The sequence below is a fragment of the Rosenbergiella metrosideri genome (assembly GCF_022602565.1).
Classification (GTDB): domain Bacteria; phylum Pseudomonadota; class Gammaproteobacteria; order Enterobacterales; family Enterobacteriaceae; genus Rosenbergiella; species Rosenbergiella metrosideri.
The window spans coordinates 120,116-143,359 of the sequence record NZ_JALBCV010000007.1; the positions used below are offsets into that span (position 1 = coordinate 120,116).

Here is a 23,244-nt window from a genome sequence, read left to right on the forward strand (position 1 = left end):
ATCGCCCATGAATATGAGCGATGATTATTCTATAGTGATGAGACGATTAAGTCCTAATGAGGAGAAAATGATGAATCCCCTAATTAATGTTATAGCTTACATTACCGCAAAGCCTGGTCATGAAACTGTTGTAGAGCGTGCGCTCAAAGCAGCAGAGCAAGCAGTGCAAGCTGAAGCAGGTTGTCAATCTTACGTCTTGACTCAGGATATTCAACAACCCCGTCGTTATGTCATGCTGGAGTGCTGGAGCAGTCAGGAAGCGCTGGATACACACATGCAGCAACCCCCATTCAAAACGCTTCTTGCTGAGATCGATGGATTAGCAGAACTGGAAGTGGTGGTAACGAAAACGCTTGCAGAGTGATAACCGTTTCAATCCTGCCCTCGGGCAGGATTGATAGCGGACTACTTTTTCTTGAATGCGGCGGCGAGCGCATCGCCCATCGCGCTATTGCTTTGCGTTGAGGCTTGGCGTGATGGCTGGCGAGCTTGCTTGGGGCTAGCCTTTTCAGGGGCTGCGCTACGGCGCGATTGCGTCTCGCCGGGCTGTTCATCTAGACGCATGGTTAACGCGATACGTTTTCTCCCAAGGTCGACTTCGAGCACCTTCACTTTGACAATTTCACCCGTCTTAATTACTTCATGAGGATCGCTGACGAAACGGTTGGCTAATGAAGAAATATGGACTAAGCCATCTTGATGAACACCAATATCAATAAAGGCGCCGAAATTGGTCACATTAGTGACGGTACCTTCCAGAATTAAGCCCGGAGTAAGATCATCCATCGTGTCGATACCTTCTGCAAAGGTAGCCGTCTTAAACTCTGGGCGGGGATCGCGGCCTGGCTTCTCAAGCTCTTTCAGAATATCAGTAACAGTCGGTAACCCAAATCGTTCATCAGTAAACTGAGAAGCGGAAAGCGCACGTATAGCCTTACCATTTCCCATAAGAGAAGCGAGTTGTTCATGAGTCTGCGCGATGATCTGTTCAACCACCGGATAGGCTTCAGGGTGGACCGTTGAGGCATCCAGTGGATTATCCCCTTGGTTGATACGTAAAAAACCAGCACATTGCTCAAAAGCTTTGGGTCCAAGACGGGCCACTTTGAGAAGCTGTTGCCGGTTCATGAAGCGACCATTGTCGTCGCGCCATTGCACAATATTCTGCGCAATCACTCGGCTTAACCCCGCAACACGGGTCAATAGCGGTACGGAGGCGGTATTCAAATCAACCCCTACGGCGTTCACACAATCTTCCACCACCGTATCGAGTTTCTTGGCCAGTTGCGTCTGGCTCACATCATGTTGATATTGGCCCACCCCAATCGATTTAGGATCGATTTTCACTAATTCAGCCAGAGGATCCTGTAGCCTCCTGGCGATCGAGACAGCACCTCGTAAGGAGACATCGAGATTTGGAAACTCTAAGGCTGCAAGTTCAGAAGCGGAATAGACGGACGCGCCAGCTTCGCTAACAATCACCTTTTCGGCAGTCACGCCAGGGTACTGTTTTTTGAGTTCAACAAAAAAGCGCTCAGTTTCCCGAGAAGCAGTACCGTTACCAATCGCCACCAACTCAACGTTATATCGCTGGCAAAGCATCGCGACGGCCGTGGCGGATTTAGCCGCTTGACCGGTATGAGGATAAACCGTATCGGTAGCGACTAGCTTACCGGTAGCGTCTATGACCGCCACTTTTACGCCGGTACGTAATCCTGGGTCAAGCCCCATTGTGGCTCGCATGCCGGCGGGGGCGGCCATCAATAGTGCATTAAGATTACGCGCGAACACATCAATGGCTTCAAGTTCCGCTTGTTCACGTAGCGAGCCCATCAGTTCCGTTTCTAAGTGCAGCAGGATTTTAATTTTCCACGTCCAACTAATCACCGACTTACGCCAACTATCGCTCGGTGCATTGGCGATACGCACATTAAGGTGTTCGCTAATTAACGTTTCACCGAAGCTCTCTTTGGGCGTCTCTTCACTGTGAGGGTCTGGGTTGAGAGACAGTTGTAAGATACCTTCGTTGCGCCCGCGTAGCATGGCGAGTGCTCGGTGGGAAGGCGTTGTCGCCAAGAGTTCGTGATGATCGAAATAATCGCGAAACTTCGCGCCTTCGGCCTCTTTTCCTGAGGCCACTTTCGAAACAAGGTGCGCATTTTTCCACAGATACTGCCGGACTTTTGCTAGCAGTGAGGCATCCTCTGCAAATCTTTCCATTAGAATATAGCGAGCGCCATCTAAAGCGCCGCGTATATCAGAGATACCTTTATCGGCATTAATGAACTCTGCAGCGGTTGCTTCCGGATCAAGCTGAGGAGAGGTCCATAACTTATCAGCTAACGGCTCAAGACCCGCCTCAATCGCGATCTGGCCGCGCGTACGGCGCTTAGGCTTATAAGGTAGATAAAGATCTTCGAGTTCAGTCTTACTTAATACGGCGTCAATGGATTGAGCCAGCTCGTCGGTTAATTTTCCTTGCTCTGAAATGGAGTTAAGGATGGTGTGCCGACGCTCATCAAGTTCTCGCAGGTAGGTTAAACGTGTTTCTAATTGACGCAGTTGGGTATCGTCCAAGCCACCAGTGACTTCCTTACGGTAGCGGGCGATAAAAGGGACAGTGTTACCTTCGTCATAGAGTTGTATCGTAGCATCAACTTGTTCGATGCGGACCTGCAATTCGTTGGCAATGATCTGACTTAGCGGCTTTTTCATTGTGATTCGTAGCTTATAGGAGGTAAATTTTCTGACAGTTATACGGCGATGCTCTGTGAATTTCCAGTCTGGACGTTCAGATTAAGGATTTTCCTGAGGCGCACGGCTATAAGTGATATGATTGACGTACCATACGGCCGGGCCTGACGGTGTCTGAACGGTAGCACTGTCACCGACCTCTTTTTTTAGTAAGGCTCTAGCCATTGGCGAGTCGATCGAGATATAGTCATTACGACCAAAAATTTCGTCATACCCTACAATGCGAAAGGTGAGAATTTCCCCGGCATCATTTTCAATTTCCACTTGTGCACCGAAGAAAACTTTTCCCTCTTGTTGTGGGGAGTAGTCAACAATACGGAGTGATTCGAGGCTCTTACGAAGATAGCGGACTCGACGATCAATCTCTCTTAAACGCTTTTTATTATATTGATAGTCAGCATTCTCACTGCGATCGCCCAAGCTTGCGGCCCAAGTGACTTTTTTTGTGACTTCCGGACGCTCTTCTCGCCACAGTTGGTCGAGTTCTTGTTTTAACTTATTGTAGCCTTCACGAGTGATAAGTTGGGTTTTCACACTATTGTCCTCTATCACCTATAGTTAGATCTTTACTTAACATACTGTTAAATATGCTTTGTAACAATTTCAATAAGAATATAAACCAATAAAATTTGTCACTGTACGCATTATTTTTAAAAATAGCATAGCTGGCGATAATGCCTTTGGGAGTCATTAGAATGCAGGAAAATTACAAAGTTTTAGTTGTCGATGACGACATGCGTTTACGGGCATTGCTTGAAAGGTACCTCACTGAGCAAGGATTCCAAGTGCGCAGCGTAGCGAATGCTGAACAAATGGACCGTTTGTTAACCCGTGAATCTTTCCACCTGATGGTACTAGACTTGATGTTACCGGGTGAGGATGGGCTATCCATCTGCCGCCGCTTGCGTAGCCAGAGTAATCCAATGCCGATTATTATGGTAACGGCGAAGGGTGAAGAGGTCGATAGGATTGTTGGGTTAGAAATCGGTGCCGACGATTATATTCCTAAGCCGTTTAATCCACGCGAATTATTGGCTCGTATCCGTGCTGTTTTACGCCGTCAAGCGAATGAACTACCTGGTGCGCCCTCTCAGGAAGAGGCGGTGATTACTTTCGGTAAGTTTAAACTTAACTTAGGCACGCGCGAGATGTTCCGTGAAGACGAGCCTATGCCATTGACCAGTGGGGAATTTGCGGTGCTTAAGGCACTGGTGAGCCACCCGCGCGAGCCGCTTTCTCGAGATAAGCTCATGAATTTAGCGCGTGGTCGTGAGTACAGTGCAATGGAACGTTCTATCGACGTTCAGATTTCACGACTGAGAAGAATGGTTGAAGAAGATCCTGCTCATCCCCGTTATATTCAAACGGTCTGGGGTCTGGGCTATGTCTTTGTTCCCGATGGCAGTAAAGCATGAAGAAATTTCGCTTCTCTCCGCGCAGCTCTTTTGCGCGGATGTTGCTCCTCATCGTTTCACTTCTCTTTGTCAGTTTGGTGACGACCTATCTAGTCGTCCTTAACTTCGCCATTTTACCGAGCTTGCAGCAGTTTAATAAGGTTCTCGCCTATGAAGTGAGAATGCTCATGACGGATAAGCTGCAGCTTGAAGACGGTACGCAACTCGAAGTTCCTCCGGCTTTCAGACGGGAAATCTATCGTGAGCTAGGTATTTCACTCTATACCAACTCTGCCGCAGAAGAGAGCGGGCTACGTTGGGCGCAGCATTATAAATTCTTAAGCGAACAGATGGCACACCAACTGGGGGGGCCGACAGATGTTCGTGTTGAAGTGAATAAGAAAACCCCTGTGGTGTGGTTAAAAACCTGGTTATCCCCGAATATCTGGGTCAGAGTACCCTTGACCGAAATCCATCAAGGCGATTTCTCCCCATTATTCCGATATACCTTGATGATCATGTTATTGGCTATCGTCGGGGCGTGGCTATTTATCCGTATGCAAAATCGACCATTGGTTGCGCTTGAACATGCCGCACTGCAGGTCGGTAGGGGTCAAATTCCGCCGCCGCTGAGAGAGTATGGTGCATCGGAAGTCCGCTCGGTAACACGTGCTTTTAACCAAATGGCCTCGGGTGTAAAGCAGCTAGCTGATGACCGAACCCTGTTGATGGCCGGTGTTAGCCACGACCTGCGTACCCCCTTAACACGTATTCGCTTAGCGACAGAGATGATAGGTGCAGATGAACAATATCTTGCCGATTCTATTAATAAAGATATTGAAGAGTGTAATGCCATTATTGAGCAGTTCATTGACTATCTACGTACAGGGCAAGAGATTCAGAAGGAACGCGTTGACCTTAATACCGTTTTAGGCGAAGTCGTGGCCGCAGAAAGTGGATACGAACGTGAAATCGATAATCACGTGATGAGTAACGAACTATTACTTGATATTAATCCTCTGGGCATTAAACGGGCCGTAGCGAATATGGTAGTAAATGCTGCGCGTTATGGGAATGGCTGGATCCGGATAAGCAGCGGGCGCGAACTAGACCGTGCTTGGTTCCAAGTCGAGGATGACGGCCCTGGGATTGATAAAGAGCAAATCGCCCATCTTCTTCAGCCCTTTGTGAGGGGGGATAGTGCGAGAACCACTAGTGGTACGGGATTAGGACTTGCGATAGTGCAGAGAATTATCGATGCACATCAAGGGGAACTAAGTTTCGATACCAGTGAAAAGGGTGGTCTTAAGATTAGAGCATGGCTACCTTTGCCTTCCAGTAAACAGCCTGCGGTATCTGAAAACGTTTAATACACTACTCACTCCCGTTAAAACGGGAGTGAGTGGAAGATTATGCGTGAAGTTGCGGCCCCGCGCTGACCAACGCTTTACCGGCCTCAGTGTCCGTATAAGGCGCGAAGTGATCGATAAATTGTTTCGCCAACGCTTCTGCTTTCGATTCCCACTCTAGAGCATTATTCCAACTCGATCGAGGGTCAAGTATTGAAGGATCAATGCCTTGGATATGTTTGGGAAATTGTAAGTTAAAGAGCGGCAGGGTATGGCATTCAGCATGATCTAATTCGTCATGTAAAATGGCATTAATTAATCGACGAGTATCTTTCAACGACAGGCGTTTCCCTTGTCCGTTCCATCCGGTATTGACTAAGTATGCCTTCGCCCCACTTGCCTGCATACGTTTGACTAATACTTCCGCATAGCGTGTAGGGTGTAGCGTTAAAAATACCGCGCCAAAACAGGCAGAGAACGTTGGTGTGGGTTGTTTTACACCGCGCTCTGTGCCCGCTAATTTTGCTGTAAAGCCTGATAAGAAATGATACTGCGTCTGCTCTGGGGTCAATCTTGATACCGGTGGGAAAATACCAAAGGCATCAGCCGTTAAAAAGATAACTTTTTTTGCATGGCCAGCTTTCGAGATGGGCCGAACAATATTATCGATATGATTTATCGGATAAGAAACTCGGGTATTCTCGGTCTTACTGTCATCGTTGAAATCAACACTCCCATCTTGATTAACGACGACATTTTCAAGTAAAGCGTTGCGACGGATTGCTTTATAGATTTCAGGTTCAGCAGCTTGCGAGAGATTGATTGTCTTGGCGTAGCAACCTCCCTCGAAGTTGAACACTCCATCATCGTCCCACCCGTGTTCATCATCACCAATCAACTGGCGTAGCGGATCCGTAGAGAGCGTCGTTTTCCCCGTGCCGGAGAGACCGAAGAATACCGCCACATCTCCGTCTTTACCAACATTGGCAGAGCAGTGCATTGACGCAATATTCTGCAGAGGTAACAGGTAGTTCATGACCGAAAACATACCTTTCTTCATCTCGCCGCCGTACCAAGTTCCGCCGATAAGCTGCATACGCTCGGTGAGGTTGAAGGCCACAAAGTTTTCCGAGTTAAGCCCCTGCTCACGCCACGATGGGTTATGGCACTTTGAACCATTCAAGACGACGAAGTTTGGCTTGAAGACTGCTAATTCTTCTGGGCTTGGGATAATAAACATATTGGTGACGAAATGGGCCTGCCAAGCGACTTCGGTCACGAATCTGACACTCAAGCGTGTTTCAGGGTTAGCCCCGCAAAAGGCATCCACAACAAATAATCGCTTTCCTGAAAGCTGTTCACATAACAGCCCCTTCAAGTGATCCCATGTTTGGGGTGAGAGCGGTTGGTTAGCGTTTTTGGCAGCACTAGTGTCGTTCCACCATACGGTTTTCTCGGTGGTAGCATCACGGACGATATATTTATCTTTCGGGGACCGGCCTGTAAAAATTCCTGTATCGACCGCGACAGCACCAGATTGGGTGACTATACCTTTCTCAAAACCCTCAAGATCGGGTGATGTTTCTTCTTTAAACAGCTGTTCATATGAGGGGTTATGGACAATTTCGATAGAACCAGTGATCCCAATAGCACTCAGATCGGGAAGCGGGGGTGTGGCTGACATGAGTCGCAACTCCTTCGATAAAAAAGTGGCTTAGCAAAAATACGTCAATGTCAGAAAAGTGTACCCTGAATCGTCGGGGGGAAAAGCAGGGAGGCAGTAAAGTGTGAGCAGCGTTAAATTACTACTGAAAAAAGGGAATTATTCAAAGGGAACGCAGAGAAGCAAGCGGGGTTATCGCCCCGCTTACTGCTCATTAATGGATTGAGGAGTTACTTAACGGTACGTCGTTACGGATATTGGCCACGTCTACTGCATCATAGAGATAGTGGCTGCCGCAGTAATCGCAATGCATATCGATTTTTCCATCTTCAGCTAGAATGGCGTCGATTTCTTCTACCGAAACGGTCTTTAGAACTTCGCCGCAGCGTTGTCGAGAACAGCTGCATTTAAATTGTACCGGCTGAGGATCGTAGACAGTTACCTCTTCTTGATGGAACAGACGCCATAAAACATCGTTGGCCGGTAAACCAATAAGCTCTTCTTCCGTTACCGTTGTAGCAAGCGTCGCTAAGTGGGTGAGGGCTTCACTGTCTTTATCTTCGCTAGGTAACACTTGCAGTAAAATGCCAGCTGCACCTTGGGTATTATTTCTGATAATTAACCGTGTTGGAAGCTGTTCTGAACGTAGGAAATACTCTTCAATACACTCTGCAAACGTCGGTTTTTCTAGCGCGACAATACCTTGATAACGCTCACCCTTGGCTGGAGTAATAGTAATCACCAGGTAACCTTGACCTAGCATTTGCGCGAGGGTAGCGTCATCGTCTATCTCACCACGAACCCGTGCAACGCCGCGTAAATCTTGTTTATCGTTACCGTTGATCACTGCCATAGCTAAGGGACCTTCACCTTGTAATTGCACGGTGATATCGCCCTCAAATTTTAACGTAGCCGTCATTAAACTCGTGGTCACCAACATTTCTGCCATCAGTTTCTTAACCGCAGCAGGGTAGTCATGACCTTCGAGGATAGCATGTAGCGTATGGCTGACATTCACCAATTCTCCACGAACGGCGGCATCAGCAAATAAGTAACGGTGAAGTTGATCTTGGACGGACATTATTTTCTCTTTAGGGCGTAGTTATTCGCCCGTTATCTTAAATTTAATTAAATCACGGCGCTCTTTTTTATCGGGGCGACGGTCTGGATGTGGCATCGTTAATGCGTTCATCTTGCGTGCCTGTGCGATCGATTCGCGCTTAGCGATACTCTCTGCAGTTTCCTGATAGAGTTGCTGAGCTTCGGGTGCGCTACGGCGATGTTCACTAAGAGAGACGACGATGACGGTACGCAGATCATTACCTTGTCTGACTTGTACCTGAGCGCCAGGTTCCACCCATTTACTGGGTTTACTCCGTTGGCCATTATACTGAACCTTCCCACCCTCGATCATCTGTCTGGCAACGGCCCGCGTCTTATAAAAACGCGCAGCCCAAAGCCATTTATCGAGCCTAACTTTATCGGGAGCAGAGTGTGTCTGGGTCGTTTGCATGTGTGCCTCCTAGAGACAAACTAGCATAAGCTTAGCAGTAAGACTTAACCTTAACCATCATTCTTTAAAGTGACGTAAGAGAAGCGGAGAGGCATTTGCTATCGAGGCATTGTAGTCTTCTTGAATGCGTGTACTACGTGAGAAATGTGCGCGCAGGCGATGAATCCCTAAGACGGTGTTGACTACCACCAAGATAACTAAGCAGGCTAAGAACAGTGTTGTGACGACATAACGCCATAAAGCATGGGTGTTGGGTTCTTGGTGGACGACAACATGAATCGTCCCTTGGTTATCGTGTTGTAAGGACGTGATGATGCCGGATAAAGCAAAAGGTGTATTTAACAATTGTCGGGAAATACGCTGTAGCTCTCTCCATTGCGCCGCCGGCGCTAAATCGAAGAGTGAGGTATCTGGCTGTTCTTGATCGACCAAGAGCTGACCTTGGCCGTTAACAAAGAGGTAGCCATTCTTAGGTAGGTGGCTAAGGGATTCGATGGTTTTACGTGTCTCGTTGCTCATAAACGTTGTCGTGGCTGCATCGACAAGATTCGTTAAGTTTTGAGCACTGTTTGGCCGAAGCAGAACATTTAAGCCATCAAGTTTTCCGGATTTTGCTTGGTCAACGAGAAGAGGCCAGTCTTTCGCATTCTCAAGGTTCACCAAGGCACTCTTCAAGCGCAGGCAATCATCTTCGGCAGAGCAAAGCTGTGCAGTTTTTAAAACAATATCGGAGAAATTATTCAGTAAGATCATCCCTGACTTCTGTATCGCGGAAGCAAGCTGTGGGTTGATCCCTTTCAGATCATTCTCGGGAGCAAGCTGCTGTGAAGTGGTTGCCAGCAATGCCTGCGTCTGCTCAATGATAGGTGAGGAGGGGAAAGTATTGGGTAACTGTTTATTCCAATAGATGGCAGAACAATCGAAAGGTAAGAAGTCATAGGTTCGATTACTCTGATAAGTCTGCGGGACAACACACCTTCCGGTTCCTTTGATATTGATAACATCACCCACGTGCAATTTATGCTGCGTAAGTTGTTTGACATCCGTTACGGTGACGCGCTGTTCACCTTGTAGCCGCGCTAAGGCAATATTGAAAGAGACGCCAGTGGGTAACCAGCTGGTGGTCATAATCAGTATGAGCAGTGATCCCGCGGCTAACGTTAGATTATGACGCCAATTTTGTAGGGGAAACTTTTTGACCTCTTGTGTGAGGGAGAGCAAAGGACCATGTTGTACAACGCGGTTTTGACTATCAACTTCAATCACCGCCTCTTTACCAATATCTTGTTGGATATAGGGATACCAATGTTCTGGATAATGGAGATCAAGGATCCCTAAGGAGAGGCTCTGCTGTTTGGGATTGGCTTCGCCAAAAAGATCCCAAGGCTTAAGTAGGCCACGCATTGTTCTAATTTCTTGTAAGTGGCTTCGCGGCGGGCGGCGATACATAATCCACAAGCAGGGTAAAATAATGAGTAAGCTGGCGAGTAAGATCCACGGCATGACTTTTAATGGCGTCAATAGGCTGCAAAAAATCAGCAATAATGCGCAGCAAAGTATCAGTGCTTCACTGATATTATTTGCGTGGGTTAAGGTATATTCTTCGTGAGTTTGACGGCGAACATTAAGAATGGCTACGCGTTCACGGGTCTCTTTACGAATCGAGGTATCTGTGACAGCAGAAAGGTTTGTTTGCGGGCCAGTATATTCAAGGTCGTGCAATAATGGGTGTCCATTAAGGGTCACAATCAAGGGTAACTGATTGGTGTAGACCAGTTCGATAGTATTATCAGCGGTGATAAAAGGTTGGCCATTGGGCGGTAAATGCACTTCGTACGCATCAAGATAGTAGCGGTTACGTTCTGGCACACTGGCTGACAGACTGTAATGTGTAATGGAGTGATTAAGCTTATAGACTGATTTGCCACGCAACGTACAGGCGTTGCGAGGTAGGTTAACTCTGTCTAATAAGCGTTCAAGTAGTCCAATCGGTTTAGGTTGCCGCTGTTTTAGGTAGGTATGACAAAGTCTTATTTCTTCTTCAGTCAGCTGACGTTGGTCTAAGGTATTCAATTCTTGGTGTTGGGCGCGGAGCTGTTTTTTGGGTAGCAGTATTTTCGTCCAAACAAAGAGTATGCAGAACAAAATTACCAGCAGTAAGAAAATAAAAACACTCATGCGTTACCCAGAGCAAAGAAGTGATGGGCCTCATGGCCAGTAAAAGTGATCCAGTTCAATGATACCTATATCGGCGGAACAATAAATTAAATTATTGGCATAATCCTGTGTCAATCTAGTCTCGCGCAGTCTAATAATAAATCAGGATAATCTTATTATTATCCTCTTAAAAGCAATCATACCCGTAAAGACCCGAAATTTGGGCTGGTTGCCTCTCGCTGGCTATGATTCAATAGCGGCATACTGATCATCATTACGAGGTAAACCATGTCCGCGCTAAAAAAACCGCAAATTTTGCGTATTGCAGAAGTCGCGAGCTCAAGGCTGTTTACTATTCAATCTGTCCAGCTTCGTTTTAGTAATGGTGTTGAACGTGTTTATGAGCGCATGAAGCCTGCTGGGCGTGAAGCGGTTATGATCCTCGCGCTGGAAGGTGATAATGTCTTGATGATTGAGGAGTTCGCCGTCGGGATTGAGGGCTATGAGTTGGGCTTTCCCAAAGGATTGATCGACCCAGGCGAAACGCCCGAGCAAGCGGCCGTGCGAGAATTGAAAGAAGAGGTGGGAATGGGGGCTGAAAAACTGACGTCGTTAGGGCAGGTTACAATGGCACCCTCGTATTTCTCGAGCAGAATGCATATCTTGGTCGCGGAGAATCTCTATCCTGAATGGCTAACGGGCGATGAACCCGAACCCTTAGTGATTCACCGCTGGCCAGTGTCTAGGCTAATCGATCTGCTCAGTCACCCTCAATTCCAAGAGGCGCGGAACATCAGTGCGATGTTTTTATTAAGGGAATGGTTATCGAAGCCGTCTCAGGCTTCAACGTTAAGCGAAGAGGTGGGCTAATCCATTAGCCCACTGTGAGGATTAAAATAAGTCTTGGCTCTCTGCGCCAGTTCCTATCGTTGTACTGGTTTCCTGAACCGAATACTCTTTCGGCTCAGTGCCAGTGATAAAGTATTCAGGACGGCTGTTCCCGCCACCGTGTGATAACTTACCCGTCGTTCTATCGATTGTAACCGTCGTGATCCCTTCTGGCGGTGTTAACGGCTGTAAAGGCACACCTTGTAGCGCAACTTTCATATAATCATCCCACGCCGGTTGGGCGCTTTTAGCCCCCCCTTCGTAACCCGAGACTTGATCGGCTATGGCTCCCGATGCGGTGGTACGGCCTAAGGCATGACTAGGATTGTCAAAACCGATCCATACCGATGTCGCAATGCCAGGACCATAACCAGAAAACCATGCATCTCTGGAACTATTCGTGGTTCCGGTTTTACCGCCAATGTCATTACGTTGTAAATCACGCCCCGCACGCCATCCAGTACCTTGCCAGCCAGGTTCGCCGAAGATATTAGAGTTCATTGCACTCTTAATTAAGAAAGAGAGCGGGGTACTGATTACATGAGGTGCATAGGGATCAGTATTTGAATCCTTATTGATAGTTTGTAAATCTGTTTGTGGGGCGCCATTCGGAGCGGGCAGCTCAGCATGGGCCACATTTTCGGTTTGTGAATCGTCCAATCGCGCAACATCCGATGTATTGGCATAGAGAGTAGGGGAATTACACTCTGGGCAGGCGACTTTAGGATTTTCTTGGAACAATACCGTTCCTTGTTGATCGCTGATCTTACTGATCAACCAAGGCTCCACTTGGAAACCACCATTAGTGAGTATTGCGTAGCCTCTCGCTACTTGGATGGGTGTAAAGGAGGCAGCACCTAAGGCTAATGATTCTGTGTGGATAATATTCTGCTCAGGAAAACCGAAGCGTAAGAGATAATTGGCTGCATAATCGACACCCATCGCCCGCATGGCACGTACCATCACGACGTTTTTAGACAGTCCGAGTCCTTGACGAAGTCGCATGGGACCTGCATAGACGTTCGGTGAATTATGAGGACGCCAATCTGAACCTGCACCAGCATCCCATCGTGAGATAGGTAAATCGTTCAAGATAGTGGCTAAGGTAAGGCCTTTATCCATCGCAGCGGTGTAGAGGAAAGGTTTGATGTTAGAGCCTACCTGACGTAATGCCTGCGTGGCACGGTTAAACATGCTCTGAGAGAAATCAAAACCACCGACTAGGGCTTTAATTGCCCCGTTGTGTGAATCCAACGATACCAGTGCTGAGTTAACCTGAGGCACTTGTGCTAACCACCACTCTTGACCTACAGCTCTCACCCAGATCAGCTGCCCTGTTGCGAGAACTTGACTGACAGAGCGAGGGGTTGCACCCTGTAAATTATCGTTTTTAAACGGCCTTGCCCAACGTACCCCTGCGAGAGATAGCGTCTGCTCCGTGCCGTTTTTTAATCTTACCTGCGCGGCATTACCGTCAACCTGCTGGACAACTGCGGGAATCAGTGGTCCGTAAGTGGGGTAGTTTGCCAGCGTTTGGTCAATCTTCTTGTTGTCCCAAGCAGATTGTCCATCATGCCATAGGACCTTAGTCGGTCCACGGTAGCCATGGCGAATATCGTAGTTCAAGACATTTGTGACGACGGCTTGCTGAGCACCTTCTTGTAGCGTTCGTGTGATGGTGGTGGTGACTTGGTAACCGTCGTTATAGGCATCTTCCCCATAACGTTTCACCATCTCTTGGCGAACCATTTCACTGATATAAGGTGCGGTAAAGGCAACTTGTGGTCCATGGTATTGTGAAATGAGTGGTTCGTTAACTGCCTGTTCATATTGCTGCTGACTGATATATTTCTGGTCTAACATTCTCCCCAGTACGACATTGCGTCGTGCAAGTGCTCGGGTATGAGAATAGAGCGGATTGAACGTAGAAGGGGCTTTCGGCAATCCGGCAATCATTGCCATCTGGCTTAAGCTCAACTCATTAATGTCTTTACCGAAATAGACATGTGCGGCAGCACCAACACCGTAAGCACGTGAGCCGAGATAAATTTTATTTAAGTAAAGGTCGAGAATCTGATCTTTACTAAAAAGTTGTTCGATACGAATGGCGAGAAAGGCTTCTCTGATTTTACGCAACAGCGTTTTCTCGGGAGAGAGGAAAAAGTTACGCGCAAGCTGCTGAGTGATTGTGCTCGCCCCTTGCGACGCCCTGCCCGAGAATAGCGCTATCGATGCTGCGCGAAAAATCCCGATGGGATCTACACCATGATGTTCATAAAAACGGCTGTCCTCAGTCGCAATAAACGCATGGATAAGGTCTGGGGGCATTTGTTGCAAGGTCAAAGGGATACGGCGTTTTTCACCAAATTGCGCGATAAGCTCACCGTCTGCGCTATAGACCTGCATCGGTGTCTGCATTTTGACATCTTTAAGGGTATTTACGTCGGGTAATTGAGGTTCAATATATTTATATAAGCCATATATAGAGCCTACTCCCAGAAAAATGCAGCAAATAAATAATATGAATAAATACTTTAAGAACTTCACCTAAACTCTCTCACTCGAACGGTATTGGGTAGTTTATAAACAATTGCCTCGTAGTATAAAGGCATCAACGTTGCTTTGATACGTCAAAATATCTTATCGACCTTGGGAGGTTGGAAAATGTTTAGCCAAGGATGGCAAATAGGTTTGCATATTAATACGACACAAGTCAGTGTCGTGGCAGTGAAATGGAAGCATCATAAATGGTGCTTACAGGGCTGGTGGGTCTTCCCGTTAGACGAGCCGGTCTTCACCCCAACAGGATTGTTAGTCGTTACCCCAGAATTTAGATCAATTCTTCAAACGCTTCGTCATCACTTCCCTTACCGCTATTCCTTACGCGTAAGCTACCCAGTGCAATGTGTTCTACTACGGACCATTGCGCTACCCAGCACGACTTTACAAGGCTTGTCATTGGCGCGTTTTGTTCAACTTTCTGTGGAGCGTTTATTCTCCCACCTTCATGAGTTGACGTGGGATTACCGTTTAGGACCAGATACCTCAGCGGAAATTAGTATCACGGTGACTAGGAATAAAGTGCTGAAGGACTATTGTGCTTTATTCGACGACGCTGGCTTAACCTTAGACGTCGTAGAGCTTGCTTCAACAGCGTTGTATTCGTTACTTGATCCCCAGCGTAGCAGTACATTAATCGTCGAAGAGGACGAAACCTGGTTATGGGCAACCTATCATCAGCAATGCTATCACCACGGGCAATGTTTGAACGTCGACTTCCCCACTATTGAAGCAGTGACCAATTCGCTCACTATCAAGAGTGAATCCTATTTCTATGCGGGGATACAAAATGCAATTCAGCCGAAAAATATCGACGTCTTTAGTTTGCTTGGTTCCATCGCTCAATTTCCGCCAGTAATCAGCACTCGAGCTGATTTAGTCGTGGCCTTGGGACTTGCTTTACGCGAGGCAGACCAATTATGAGCGGTATTAATTTACTTGAATGGCGACGCAAGAAGTTGTCCCAACGCAGTGTCAACATTTTGTCTACTGGTGTTCTACTCCTGATTTTCTTAGTGATAAGCACTGTTAATAGCCTTGATACCCTCCAGAAAAATCTCCATGAACTCGACACGCTATATAAGCTTTATCAACCGCTGATGACTCAACTGTCTGATCAGCTCGCACAGCAGCAGCAGGGGCTACAGCAATTGGAGCAAGCTGATCGGCACCGTCAGCAGTCCGAAGGCGTACGTGATGAAATGAATACCTACCGATTTTTTTTCCAGTGGCTAACTGACCATTTACCCGAATATTCGTGGCTAACCGCTCTGACTTTAGGGCGAACAGGGTGGATGCTTACTGGGCAAAGTTTACTGTTGGAAGAGATTGAACAGTTTATTCACCAACTATTCAGCATTGAGCAGGTTAGGGCATTACATCTCAATGACCTTAAAAAAGAAGCTTGGTATTACGAATTTAGAGTCAGTTTCACCCTTTCAGCAGAGAGGGAGGACAACACGAAGAATGGAAAATAAAATCTGGATAAAAATTATTCACTCATCAAGGCCTACACAATGGGGTGTTACTCTCGCAGCCGTGATGTTGTCAGGTATTTCTCTACTTTTTTATGCTGTACTGCCCACGTATCACTCCCACACCAGACAGTTAGCGTTATTTCACAGCGTACGCGATGACGTGAACCGGCGACTAACACTCTATCGTCAAGCAAAACCTAATTACATGCTATCGAAACAACTGGCTCGTCTTGAGGGTGACCAAGGGGAGCTATTCCCACTGTTCATTTTGTCGTATGGCACGGCTGTTGCGAATTGGCAGGAAAGTGATTCCCAGCAAAAAGCTACGTTGGTGCTCAGGTGGCAGGACTTTTTACAGTTTTGGCAACACTTAACTCAGCTAAACCGCAAGGTGACGCCTGAACAACTACAACTCTCGGCTCAGGATGGCCCTATTTTGGTGAAGCTAACGTATGACAAAAAATAATATGACGCTTTACTGCCTCACTATTATGTTACTGATAATAGCGGACCGCGCAGTCGCGAAAGATCCTTTCCAGCCTTTCGACGCCTCGCAATGTGCGGTATTCACAACGCAACTCAATGGTTGGCAACTCAATGCTGTGCTTATCAGCGCTTCCCAGCACCACGCACTGATATCACATAAAGTATTGGGGATAAAAAAGGTTGAATTAGCCTCTCAGCCTTTTTCTATTTATGGACAGGTCACTCAGATCGAATTAACGCATATTGAATTTAGCGTATTACCACCTTGCCCGCCGAATCGGGCCACCCTGTCTTTTACAGGAGTTTTATGATGCCTTTAACGAAATTCTTCTTTTTTATATTACTGATTGTTATTGCCGGCAAGACGCCAGCGAGTAGCAGAATATCGATTAATGCGGAGAATACGCCAGTTGCACAAATATTCTCCTTACTGGCCTCGGCCAAAGATCTCAATATCATCGTCGATCCCGGAGTTGAGCAATCGTTAACGCTGCATCTGGTCGATGTTGAATGGCAGGATGCGTTAACGATCATTCAGGAGTTAACCAACGTAGAGGTTTCTCATCACGCTAATATTTTAGTGGTGCGTAAGAAGACTTCTCAAGACGACGATAACGATCAAACGGGGGATCTTTTCTCATCCGGGCAAGCGGGATGGGAACAAAAAGTGTTTAGTGTAAAGTTTATCGAGGCAGCTAAACTCGAAAAACAGTTAACAGCACTGCCCTTTATACGATCGGGTGGGAAAGGCCGACGTTTTGTCGACCATGACCGACAACAGCTGATTGTGTGGGACGATACAGAGACTCTCCGTAAAATAGAGCAGTGGGTTGCCTTGCATGATCGCCCTCAGCCACAAATCGAGATCACTGCGCAGATGATTTCAATAAGCCAAGAGAATTTACGTGAGCTTGGCGTGTCCTGGTTCAACGAGCCATCAAATATTGAGCCTAGAAAGTTAGCTAGGAACGAGTTTACAACGTCATTAGGCGTTGCAGCACCAACGTTACAGGTTAAGTCGGCTATTACGCGCATCGATAGCCGACTATTATTTCTCGAACTCTCCGCGTTAGAACAAGAAAACCAGCTAGAGATTATTGCTAGCCCCCATTTAGTGACCTCTCAAGGCCGGACCGCATCCATTAAACAGGGAACAGAAATTCCTTATCAAACGGTAAGCGGTAAAAATGAAAACCCAGTCATTAATTTCAAAGAGGCAGTGCTCGGGATGGAGGTAACACCTGAGCAAGTTGGGCAAGAGTCAATTCGTTTACGGCTAAGGCTTAACCAAGATGTTCCTGGAAAAGTATTGCAAGGTGATGGTAAAGGCCCCCCCTCAATCGAAAAACAGGAGATTACGACCGAAGTAGTAGTCGCCAATGGGACAACCCTTGCGTTAGGGGGAGTGTTTCAACAACAGCGTCAACAAGGAATAGCAGCAGTACCTTGGTTAGGAAAGATACCGCTATTAGGCGTTCTATTTCGAAAGCAGGCGCGGCAACATCAAAAAAGAGAGTTGGTGATTTTCATTACACCGCGTCTGTTACCTATGGGTAATATACCTTAAATTCGGGATAGATTGAGGTTCACCGTTGACGTAAAGCGCTAATTAGCATAAAAGGTTATCAATTTTTAAGAACCTTAAGCACTGAGTTTAATAAATCATCACTCAAAGAGGCTGGATATAGTACTATAAGAGCGACTGACAGGAACGCTTCCCGGTCTATGCTGGTGAAGAGTTGCTGATAAATCATTTAATTGGTTGCCAAATGGTCTGGAGTGTTGAGATAATTTTTCACCTGACTCTTGTTACATGCTTATGAGGTCTCAGTTTCTGTCCCGTTGTCTATAGTGACTATGGGGTATCATCAACGAATTCTTAGTAGTACCGATAAAAATGGCAGAGAAACGTAATATCTTTCTGGTTGGGCCTATGGGTGCCGGCAAAAGCACTATTGGTCGTCAGTTAGCTCAACAACTGAATATGGAATTTTATGATTCCGATCAAGAAATTGAGCGCCGTACCGGGGCTGATGTGGGTTGGGTCTTCGATGTTGAAGGCGAAGAAGGCTTCCGGGATCGTGAGGAAAAAATCATCAATGAGTTGACTGAAAAGCAAGGCATTGTCTTAGCGACAGGCGGCGGTTCAGTTAAATCTCGTGAGACACGTAACCGCTTATCGGCTCGTGGCGTCGTTGTGTATCTTGAGACGACTATTGAGAAACAACTGGCTCGGACACAACGTGATAAACGTCGTCCTCTACTGCAAGTTGATTCTCCTCCGCGTGATGTTCTAGAAGATTTGGCGGGTGAGCGTAATCCTCTGTACGAAGAGATTGCTGATGTGACCATCCGTACTGATGAGCAGAGCGCAAAAGTCGTCGCCAATCAGATCATCCATATGTTAGAAAACAATTAAGTTGATATACCGCAGTTAAATCAGTTGAGGGTCAGTAACATGATGCAGAAGATGATGGTTTCACTTGGTGAACGCAGCTATCCCATAACGATTGCCGCGGGCTTATTCAGTGACTCTGCATCTTACTGGCCACTAACTGCTCATCAATCCGTCATGGTTGTGACAAATGAAACGATTGCACCGCTCTATCTACAGCCCGTTTTAGCACAACTTGCCGCGTTAGGGATTAACGCTGACTCCGTGGTATTACCCGATGGTGAGCAATACAAGTCCTTATCAGTACTCGATACCGTATTTACTGCATTATTAGAAAAGCCACATGGCCGTGACACCACACTCATTGCATTAGGCGGTGGCGTGATTGGTGACATGACCGGTTTTGCTGCAGCTAGCTACCAGCGTGGTGTGCGTTTTATTCAAATGCCTACCACGCTGTTATCTCAAGTTGATTCATCGGTAGGTGGCAAAACTGCTGTCAATCATCCCTTAGGGAAAAATATGATTGGCGCGTTCTATCAACCTACCTCGGTTGTCATTGATCTTGATTGCTTAGCAACGTTACCGGCACGGGAGTTATCGTCTGGCTTAGCGGAAGTCATCAAGTATGGTGTAATCCTCGACTATGCCTTTTTTGAATGGCTCGAAGAGAATATCGAGGCGCTTCGACGCTTAGATCAAAAAGCACTGGCTTATTGTATTAGACGTTGTTGTGAACTTAAGGCTGAGATTGTTGCAGCAGATGAACGGGAACAGGGTAATCGCGCGCTGTTAAACCTCGGACATACTTTTGGTCATGCTATCGAAGCGCATATGGGTTATGGCAATTGGTTACACGGTGAAGCGGTCGCAGCAGGTATGGTCATGGCTGCACGTACCGCCGAACAACTTGGGACATTCAGTGCCTCATTAACAGAACGGCTCATCACGCTATTAACGCGTGCCGGACTGCCGGTTAACGGTCCACAGCAGATGTTGGCCGAAGACTACTTACCGCATATGATGCGGGATAAGAAAGTGTTATCAGGAGAGCTACGTTTAGTCTTACCGACCGGTTTAGGTAAGGCCGAGGTGCGTTCTGGAGTGGGACATGATACTGTTTTAGCTGCCATAACTAAGTGTTAGCTAAGGTAAGACAATAACTAATAATGTCAGCGGGGCCACGTGAGTGGTACTTAGCCGAATACGTATGAGGTGGATCAATGGATGACTTTCAACCCGAAGATGAATTAAAACCTGACACGAGTGATCGTCCTGCTCCTCGTGGTAAAAAACCTGCACCATCCTCTAAGCTACCTATTTCCAAGCAGCATCTGATGATCGCTGTAGGAATCTTGGTACTACTGCTACTGGTTTTAGGCATTGGATCAGCAATGAATAGCTCGTCTAAGCCTAACGAGGCGGCTTCAGGGCAAGGTAACGAAAGGAACATCGACCTTTCTGGTAATGCGTCAGCAGATAACTCAACGGCTCCAGCGAACGATCAGTCATCACAACAGACTGATACGCAACCTGCCGCGCAAACGCCCGTAGCGCCAAGTGACACCACCTCTAATGGGGCGATGGAACCAACGAACGGCGTCTCACAAGATACTCAACCGTCAGCAGAGCAACCGGCTGCGGCTTCTCTACCGACCGCTGCGGCAACATTGGATCGTAATGCAAAACTTAGCAATACGACGCAGACGGCTCAGCAACCGACGTCTAGTAATGCGTCAGCGCCTATGCCAGCGCATCGTTATGCTCCGAACGAACACCCTGTACGGGCTAAGGCACCTGTCACGCATACAGAGCCTCGCCAGCCGAGCCATCGTTCTGAAGTCCGTCATGTCGTACCGGAACATCGTGAGTCAGTTAGCCATCGTCAGCCTGAACACAATCAAGTGAAAAAAGCGGTGGCGCCTGTTAAGACAGCCGAGAAGCAGGCTCCTGTAACGACGACGACGTCTCAGCCTGCGAAAGCGCCGTCAGCCGCTGCTGCACCGACTCGGGAAGTCGTATCTGGTAAGGGATACACCCTTCAGCTGAGTGGCGCAAGTCGTGAAGATACGCTAAATGCTTGGGCTAAACAGCAGAAGCTTGCTAGCTACCAAGTTTATAAAACGACGCGTAATGGACAAGCTTGGTATGTCTTGACGACAGGTAATTACAATACGCCTGCAGAAGCCAAAAGTGCTATCTCATCTCTACCAGAAGCGGTAAAAGCTAAGAGTCCATGGGTTAAACCAATGAGCCAAGTTCGTAAAGAATCAGCTCAGTAATCTCAATAGGGCTGCTCATTGCAGCCCTCGATTTAAGCGCCAATCTGTTGTCCGGATAACCGCAACATCTCATAATTAATCTTTGATACGACAACATGAAGAAACATCGCGCTTTTTTAAAATGGGCGGGAGGCAAGTATCTCCTTTTAGACGATATCCAACGCCATCTACCAGAGGGTGACTGCTTAGTAGAGCCTTTTGTGGGCGCGGGGTCAGTCTTCCTCAATACAGACTTCAAAAAGTACTATCTTGCTGATATTAATAGCGACTTGATTAACCTCTACAACATAATCAAGCACAGCAGTAGTCAATTTATTGCTGACGCTCGCGGCTTTTTTACGCCTGAAACAAACAATGCCGAGACCTATTACGCGCATCGTAGTTTGTTCAACCAGAGCAGTGATCCTTATTATCGAGCGCTACTCTTTCTTTACTTGAATCGACACGGCTATAACGGGCTCTGCCGCTATAATCTACGCGGGCAATTTAACGTGCCTTTTGGTCGATATGTTAGGCCTTATTTTCCGCAAGCCGAACTTGAGTGGTTTGCATTGCGTGCGCAGCAAGCGACGTTTGTGTGCGAATCATATGTTCAAACACTCTCTCAGGTTAAACGAGGATCAGTGGTTTATTGCGATCCTCCTTACGCGCCGCTTTCACCGACGGCAAACTTCACGGCTTATCATACCAATAGCTTTTCTGCTAAGGAGCAAGCTCTACTCGCAGAATTAGCCCATAAGCTGGCACAAAAGAAATCGGTGCCTGTGTTAATCTCGAACCACGATACGGAATTGACTCGAAAATGGTATGAAGAGGCTACACTTCATATTGTTACCGCTAGGCGTTCTATTAGCCGTAGTGCAAAGGGCAGAACTAAGATTGATGAATTGCTAGCACTTTACACCTAATATCGTCGCGGTCACTCAGCAATGCTGAAACTGGAAATCATACTCTCGGAGAATTGCATGAAAAATTATTTAATTGCGCCATCCATATTATCCGCCGACTTTGCTCGATTAGGGGAAGATACGGCCAAGGCTATTGCGGCCGGGGGTGATGTTGTCCACTTCGATGTCATGGATAATCACTATGTCCCCAACCTCACGATGGGGCCAATGGTGTTAAAAGCGCTCCGCGATTACGGTATTACCGCGCCCATTGATGTACATTTGATGGTGAAGCCTGTCGACGCGCTGATTCCTGAATTTGCTAAGGCCGGTGCAAGTTTTATTACTTTTCACCCTGAAGCCAGCGAACATGTTGATCGCACAGTGCAATTGATTAAAGAACATGGCTGTAAGGCCGGTCTGGTTTTCAATCCTGCTACACCCCTTACCTACCTGGATTACATGTTGGATAAAATTGATATTGTATTATTAATGTCTGTTAATCCTGGATTCGGGGGGCAAAGTTTCATCCCTTCCACATTAAACAAACTTCGTGAAGTGCGTAAGCGTATTGACCAAAGTGGCTACGATGTCCGTCTGGAGATCGATGGGGGGGTGAAAGTCGACAATATCGCTGAAATTGCTGCGGCTGGCGCGGATATGTTTGTGGCGGGTTCCGCTATTTTTAATCAACCAGACTACAGAACGGTCATTGCCGAAATGCGTCGCGAAGTGGAGAAAGCCCATGGCTCATTCCACTGATATTCGCGGTATCGCTTTCGATTTAGATGGCACACTCATCGATAGCGCGCCAGGCTTGGCCAGCGCTATCGATTTAATGCTTGCCGATCTGCAACTTCCTGCTGCAGGCGTTGAAAACGTTATCTGTTGGATCGGTAATGGTGCCGATATTATGGTCACTCGGGCGCTCACTTGGGCGCTTGGTGAAGCCCCAGATGACACGCAGCTTGCTCAAGCACGCAGCTGTTTCGACCACCACTATCTTCAGACCGCAGAGACGGGGAGTCAGTTGTTTGACCATGTCACTGATGTCTTAACGTCCTTACAGGCAGAAGACATCCCCCTCGCGATTGTCACCAATAAGCCAACGCCTTTTGTTCGTCCATTATTAGAGAGCTTAGGGATTGATCACTATTTCAGTTTAATTATTGGTGGGGATGATGTGCCTGTTAAAAAACCTCATCCTGCTGCACTCTTTATGGTACTGGGGCAATTTGGATTACTGACCGAGCAATTACTGTTTGTCGGGGATTCGCGTAACGATATTCAGGCGGCGAAAGCAGCGGGCGTGCAATCGGTCGGGTTATCCTATGGCTACAACTATGGCGAACCGATCGAAGATAGCCACCCAGACCACGTTATTCACCAATTTGATCAGCTTATCTCCCTTTTAGGGAAGTAATTTCCAGGACAAGAAC

22 protein-coding genes are annotated in these 23,244 nt (G+C 47.2%); 15 read left to right on the plus strand and 7 right to left on the minus strand.

What is annotated here, in order from left to right; all coding sequences use genetic code 11:
* Positions 1-67: 67 nt before the first annotated feature.
* The gene (locus tag MKR94_RS09060) at positions 68-364 is read left to right on the plus strand and encodes a putative quinol monooxygenase (RefSeq protein WP_241646621.1); all 297 of its coding nucleotides are present in this window, start codon (positions 68-70) and stop codon (positions 362-364) included.
* Between the two features lie 41 nt (positions 365-405).
* On the opposite strand, the gene MKR94_RS09065 is transcribed toward MKR94_RS09060, so the two are convergent.
* Both MKR94_RS09065 and greB read right to left on the minus strand, forming a co-directional pair.
* Entirely contained in the window at positions 406-2,715 is a 2,310-nt protein-coding gene (locus tag MKR94_RS09065; RefSeq protein ID WP_241646622.1) for a Tex family protein, read from the minus strand.
* Positions 2,716-2,796: 81 nt separating this feature from the next.
* The gene (greB, locus tag MKR94_RS09070; protein WP_241646623.1) at positions 2,797-3,288 is read right to left on the minus strand and encodes a transcription elongation factor GreB; all 492 of its coding nucleotides are present in this window, start codon (positions 3,286-3,288) and stop codon (positions 2,797-2,799) included.
* A 161-nt stretch (positions 3,289-3,449) separates the two neighbouring features.
* Here greB and ompR point away from each other — a divergent pair, with 161 nt between their 5' ends.
* Together ompR and envZ are read left to right on the plus strand one after the other, a co-directional pair.
* On the plus strand, positions 3,450-4,169 hold the full coding sequence (gene ompR / locus MKR94_RS09075) for an osmolarity response regulator transcription factor OmpR (protein ID WP_048912907.1): 720 nt from the start codon (positions 3,450-3,452) through the stop codon (positions 4,167-4,169).
* Positions 4,166-5,518, plus strand: coding sequence for a two-component system sensor histidine kinase EnvZ (gene envZ, locus MKR94_RS09080; protein WP_241646624.1), 1,353 nt, complete (start codon positions 4,166-4,168; stop codon positions 5,516-5,518). Before ompR ends, envZ begins: the two co-directional genes overlap by 4 nt.
* 40 nt (positions 5,519-5,558) lie before the next feature.
* On the opposite strand, the gene pckA is transcribed toward envZ, so the two are convergent.
* The 4 genes from pckA to MKR94_RS09100 all read right to left on the minus strand — a co-directional run bounded on the left by pckA (position 5,559) and on the right by MKR94_RS09100 (position 10,851).
* Positions 5,559-7,181, minus strand: a complete 1,623-nt coding sequence (pckA, locus tag MKR94_RS09085) for a phosphoenolpyruvate carboxykinase (ATP) (protein WP_241646625.1) — start codon at positions 7,179-7,181, stop codon at positions 5,559-5,561.
* Positions 7,182-7,374: 193 nt separating this feature from the next.
* A complete protein-coding gene (gene hslO, locus MKR94_RS09090; protein WP_241646626.1) occupies positions 7,375-8,241 on the minus strand; it encodes an Hsp33 family molecular chaperone HslO in 867 nt (288 codons plus the stop codon).
* Positions 8,242-8,262: 21 nt separating this feature from the next.
* Positions 8,263-8,673, minus strand: coding sequence for a ribosome-associated heat shock protein Hsp15 (hslR, locus tag MKR94_RS09095; RefSeq protein WP_048912903.1), 411 nt, complete (start codon positions 8,671-8,673; stop codon positions 8,263-8,265).
* Between the two features lie 57 nt (positions 8,674-8,730).
* Positions 8,731-10,851 (minus strand): IgaA/UmoB family intracellular growth attenuator, encoded by a 2,121-nt coding sequence (locus MKR94_RS09100; protein ID WP_241646627.1) that lies wholly within the window; start codon positions 10,849-10,851, stop codon positions 8,731-8,733.
* Between the two features lie 267 nt (positions 10,852-11,118).
* On the opposite strand from MKR94_RS09100, the gene nudE reads away from it, so the two are divergent.
* Positions 11,119-11,700: an ADP compounds hydrolase NudE gene (gene nudE, locus MKR94_RS09105; protein ID WP_241646628.1), complete on the plus strand. Its 582-nt coding sequence runs from the start codon at positions 11,119-11,121 to the stop codon at positions 11,698-11,700.
* A 21-nt stretch (positions 11,701-11,721) separates the two neighbouring features.
* On the opposite strand, the gene mrcA is transcribed toward nudE, so the two are convergent.
* Complete coding sequence (gene mrcA, locus MKR94_RS09110) at positions 11,722-14,265, minus strand: peptidoglycan glycosyltransferase/peptidoglycan DD-transpeptidase MrcA (RefSeq protein WP_241646629.1); 2,544 nt, start codon at positions 14,263-14,265, stop codon at positions 11,722-11,724.
* A 117-nt stretch (positions 14,266-14,382) separates the two neighbouring features.
* Between mrcA and MKR94_RS09115 the strand changes: the two genes are divergently transcribed.
* The 11 genes from MKR94_RS09115 (at position 14,383) to MKR94_RS09165 (ending at position 23,228) form a co-directional block, all read left to right on the plus strand.
* Positions 14,383-15,201, plus strand: a complete 819-nt coding sequence (locus MKR94_RS09115; RefSeq protein WP_241646630.1) for a type IV pilus biogenesis protein PilM — start codon at positions 14,383-14,385, stop codon at positions 15,199-15,201.
* Entirely contained in the window at positions 15,198-15,755 is a 558-nt protein-coding gene (locus tag MKR94_RS09120; protein ID WP_241646631.1) for a hypothetical protein, read from the plus strand. Before MKR94_RS09115 ends, MKR94_RS09120 begins: the two co-directional genes overlap by 4 nt.
* Entirely contained in the window at positions 15,745-16,221 is a 477-nt protein-coding gene (locus MKR94_RS09125; RefSeq protein ID WP_241646632.1) for a hypothetical protein, read from the plus strand. Before MKR94_RS09120 ends, MKR94_RS09125 begins: the two co-directional genes overlap by 11 nt.
* Positions 16,208-16,552: a hypothetical protein gene (locus tag MKR94_RS09130; RefSeq protein ID WP_241646633.1), complete on the plus strand. Its 345-nt coding sequence runs from the start codon at positions 16,208-16,210 to the stop codon at positions 16,550-16,552. Before MKR94_RS09125 ends, MKR94_RS09130 begins: the two co-directional genes overlap by 14 nt.
* Positions 16,549-17,808, plus strand: coding sequence for a type IV pilus secretin PilQ (pilQ, locus tag MKR94_RS09135; RefSeq protein ID WP_241646634.1), 1,260 nt, complete (start codon positions 16,549-16,551; stop codon positions 17,806-17,808). Before MKR94_RS09130 ends, pilQ begins: the two co-directional genes overlap by 4 nt.
* 330 nt (positions 17,809-18,138) lie before the next feature.
* On the plus strand, positions 18,139-18,660 hold the full coding sequence (gene aroK / locus MKR94_RS09140) for a shikimate kinase AroK (protein ID WP_048912898.1): 522 nt from the start codon (positions 18,139-18,141) through the stop codon (positions 18,658-18,660).
* A 42-nt stretch (positions 18,661-18,702) separates the two neighbouring features.
* Positions 18,703-19,782 carry a 3-dehydroquinate synthase gene (gene aroB, locus MKR94_RS09145; protein ID WP_241646658.1) on the plus strand — a complete coding sequence of 360 codons (1,080 nt, stop codon included), beginning with the start codon at positions 18,703-18,705 and terminating at the stop codon, positions 19,780-19,782.
* A 77-nt stretch (positions 19,783-19,859) separates the two neighbouring features.
* Positions 19,860-20,918, plus strand: coding sequence for an SPOR domain-containing protein (locus tag MKR94_RS09150; protein WP_241646635.1), 1,059 nt, complete (start codon positions 19,860-19,862; stop codon positions 20,916-20,918).
* A gap of 95 nt (positions 20,919-21,013) precedes the next feature.
* Positions 21,014-21,826: an adenine-specific DNA-methyltransferase gene (gene dam, locus MKR94_RS09155; RefSeq protein WP_099823266.1), complete on the plus strand. Its 813-nt coding sequence runs from the start codon at positions 21,014-21,016 to the stop codon at positions 21,824-21,826.
* 57 nt (positions 21,827-21,883) lie between these two features.
* Positions 21,884-22,567 carry a ribulose-phosphate 3-epimerase gene (gene rpe / locus MKR94_RS09160; RefSeq protein ID WP_099823268.1) on the plus strand — a complete coding sequence of 228 codons (684 nt, stop codon included), beginning with the start codon at positions 21,884-21,886 and terminating at the stop codon, positions 22,565-22,567.
* Positions 22,551-23,228 carry a phosphoglycolate phosphatase gene (locus MKR94_RS09165; RefSeq protein ID WP_241646636.1) on the plus strand — a complete coding sequence of 226 codons (678 nt, stop codon included), beginning with the start codon at positions 22,551-22,553 and terminating at the stop codon, positions 23,226-23,228. Before rpe ends, MKR94_RS09165 begins: the two co-directional genes overlap by 17 nt.
* The last annotated feature ends 16 nt before the right edge of the window (positions 23,229-23,244 follow it).

What these genes read in the sequence shown, in the direction of transcription:
- MKR94_RS09165 (WP_241646636.1), top strand. Translation starts at nt 22,551, where the DNA reads ATGGCTCATTCCACTGATATTCGCGGTATCGCTTTCGATTTAGATGGC.
- MKR94_RS09115 (WP_241646630.1), top strand. Translation starts at nt 14,383, where the DNA reads ATGTTTAGCCAAGGATGGCAAATAGGTTTGCATATTAATACGACACAA.
- MKR94_RS09120 (WP_241646631.1), top strand. Translation starts at nt 15,198, where the DNA reads ATGAGCGGTATTAATTTACTTGAATGGCGACGCAAGAAGTTGTCCCAA.
- MKR94_RS09150 (WP_241646635.1), top strand. Translation starts at nt 19,860, where the DNA reads ATGGATGACTTTCAACCCGAAGATGAATTAAAACCTGACACGAGTGAT.
- MKR94_RS09065 (WP_241646622.1), bottom strand. Translation starts at nt 2,715, where the DNA reads ATGAAAAAGCCGCTAAGTCAGATCATTGCCAACGAATTGCAGGTCCGC.
- pckA (WP_241646625.1), bottom strand. Translation starts at nt 7,181, where the DNA reads ATGTCAGCCACACCCCCGCTTCCCGATCTGAGTGCTATTGGGATCACT.
- pilQ (WP_241646634.1), top strand. Translation starts at nt 16,549, where the DNA reads ATGATGCCTTTAACGAAATTCTTCTTTTTTATATTACTGATTGTTATT.
- envZ (WP_241646624.1), top strand. Translation starts at nt 4,166, where the DNA reads ATGAAGAAATTTCGCTTCTCTCCGCGCAGCTCTTTTGCGCGGATGTTG.
- dam (WP_099823266.1), top strand. Translation starts at nt 21,014, where the DNA reads ATGAAGAAACATCGCGCTTTTTTAAAATGGGCGGGAGGCAAGTATCTC.
- hslO (WP_241646626.1), bottom strand. Translation starts at nt 8,241, where the DNA reads ATGTCCGTCCAAGATCAACTTCACCGTTACTTATTTGCTGATGCCGCC.
- aroB (WP_241646658.1), top strand. Translation starts at nt 18,703, where the DNA reads ATGCAGAAGATGATGGTTTCACTTGGTGAACGCAGCTATCCCATAACG.
- aroK (WP_048912898.1), top strand. Translation starts at nt 18,139, where the DNA reads ATGGCAGAGAAACGTAATATCTTTCTGGTTGGGCCTATGGGTGCCGGC.
- MKR94_RS09060 (WP_241646621.1), top strand. Translation starts at nt 68, where the DNA reads ATGATGAATCCCCTAATTAATGTTATAGCTTACATTACCGCAAAGCCT.
- MKR94_RS09100 (WP_241646627.1), bottom strand. Translation starts at nt 10,851, where the DNA reads ATGAGTGTTTTTATTTTCTTACTGCTGGTAATTTTGTTCTGCATACTC.
- ompR (WP_048912907.1), top strand. Translation starts at nt 3,450, where the DNA reads ATGCAGGAAAATTACAAAGTTTTAGTTGTCGATGACGACATGCGTTTA.
- MKR94_RS09125 (WP_241646632.1), top strand. Translation starts at nt 15,745, where the DNA reads ATGGAAAATAAAATCTGGATAAAAATTATTCACTCATCAAGGCCTACA.
- MKR94_RS09130 (WP_241646633.1), top strand. Translation starts at nt 16,208, where the DNA reads ATGACAAAAAATAATATGACGCTTTACTGCCTCACTATTATGTTACTG.
- hslR (WP_048912903.1), bottom strand. Translation starts at nt 8,673, where the DNA reads ATGCAAACGACCCAGACACACTCTGCTCCCGATAAAGTTAGGCTCGAT.
- rpe (WP_099823268.1), top strand. Translation starts at nt 21,884, where the DNA reads ATGAAAAATTATTTAATTGCGCCATCCATATTATCCGCCGACTTTGCT.
- nudE (WP_241646628.1), top strand. Translation starts at nt 11,119, where the DNA reads ATGTCCGCGCTAAAAAAACCGCAAATTTTGCGTATTGCAGAAGTCGCG.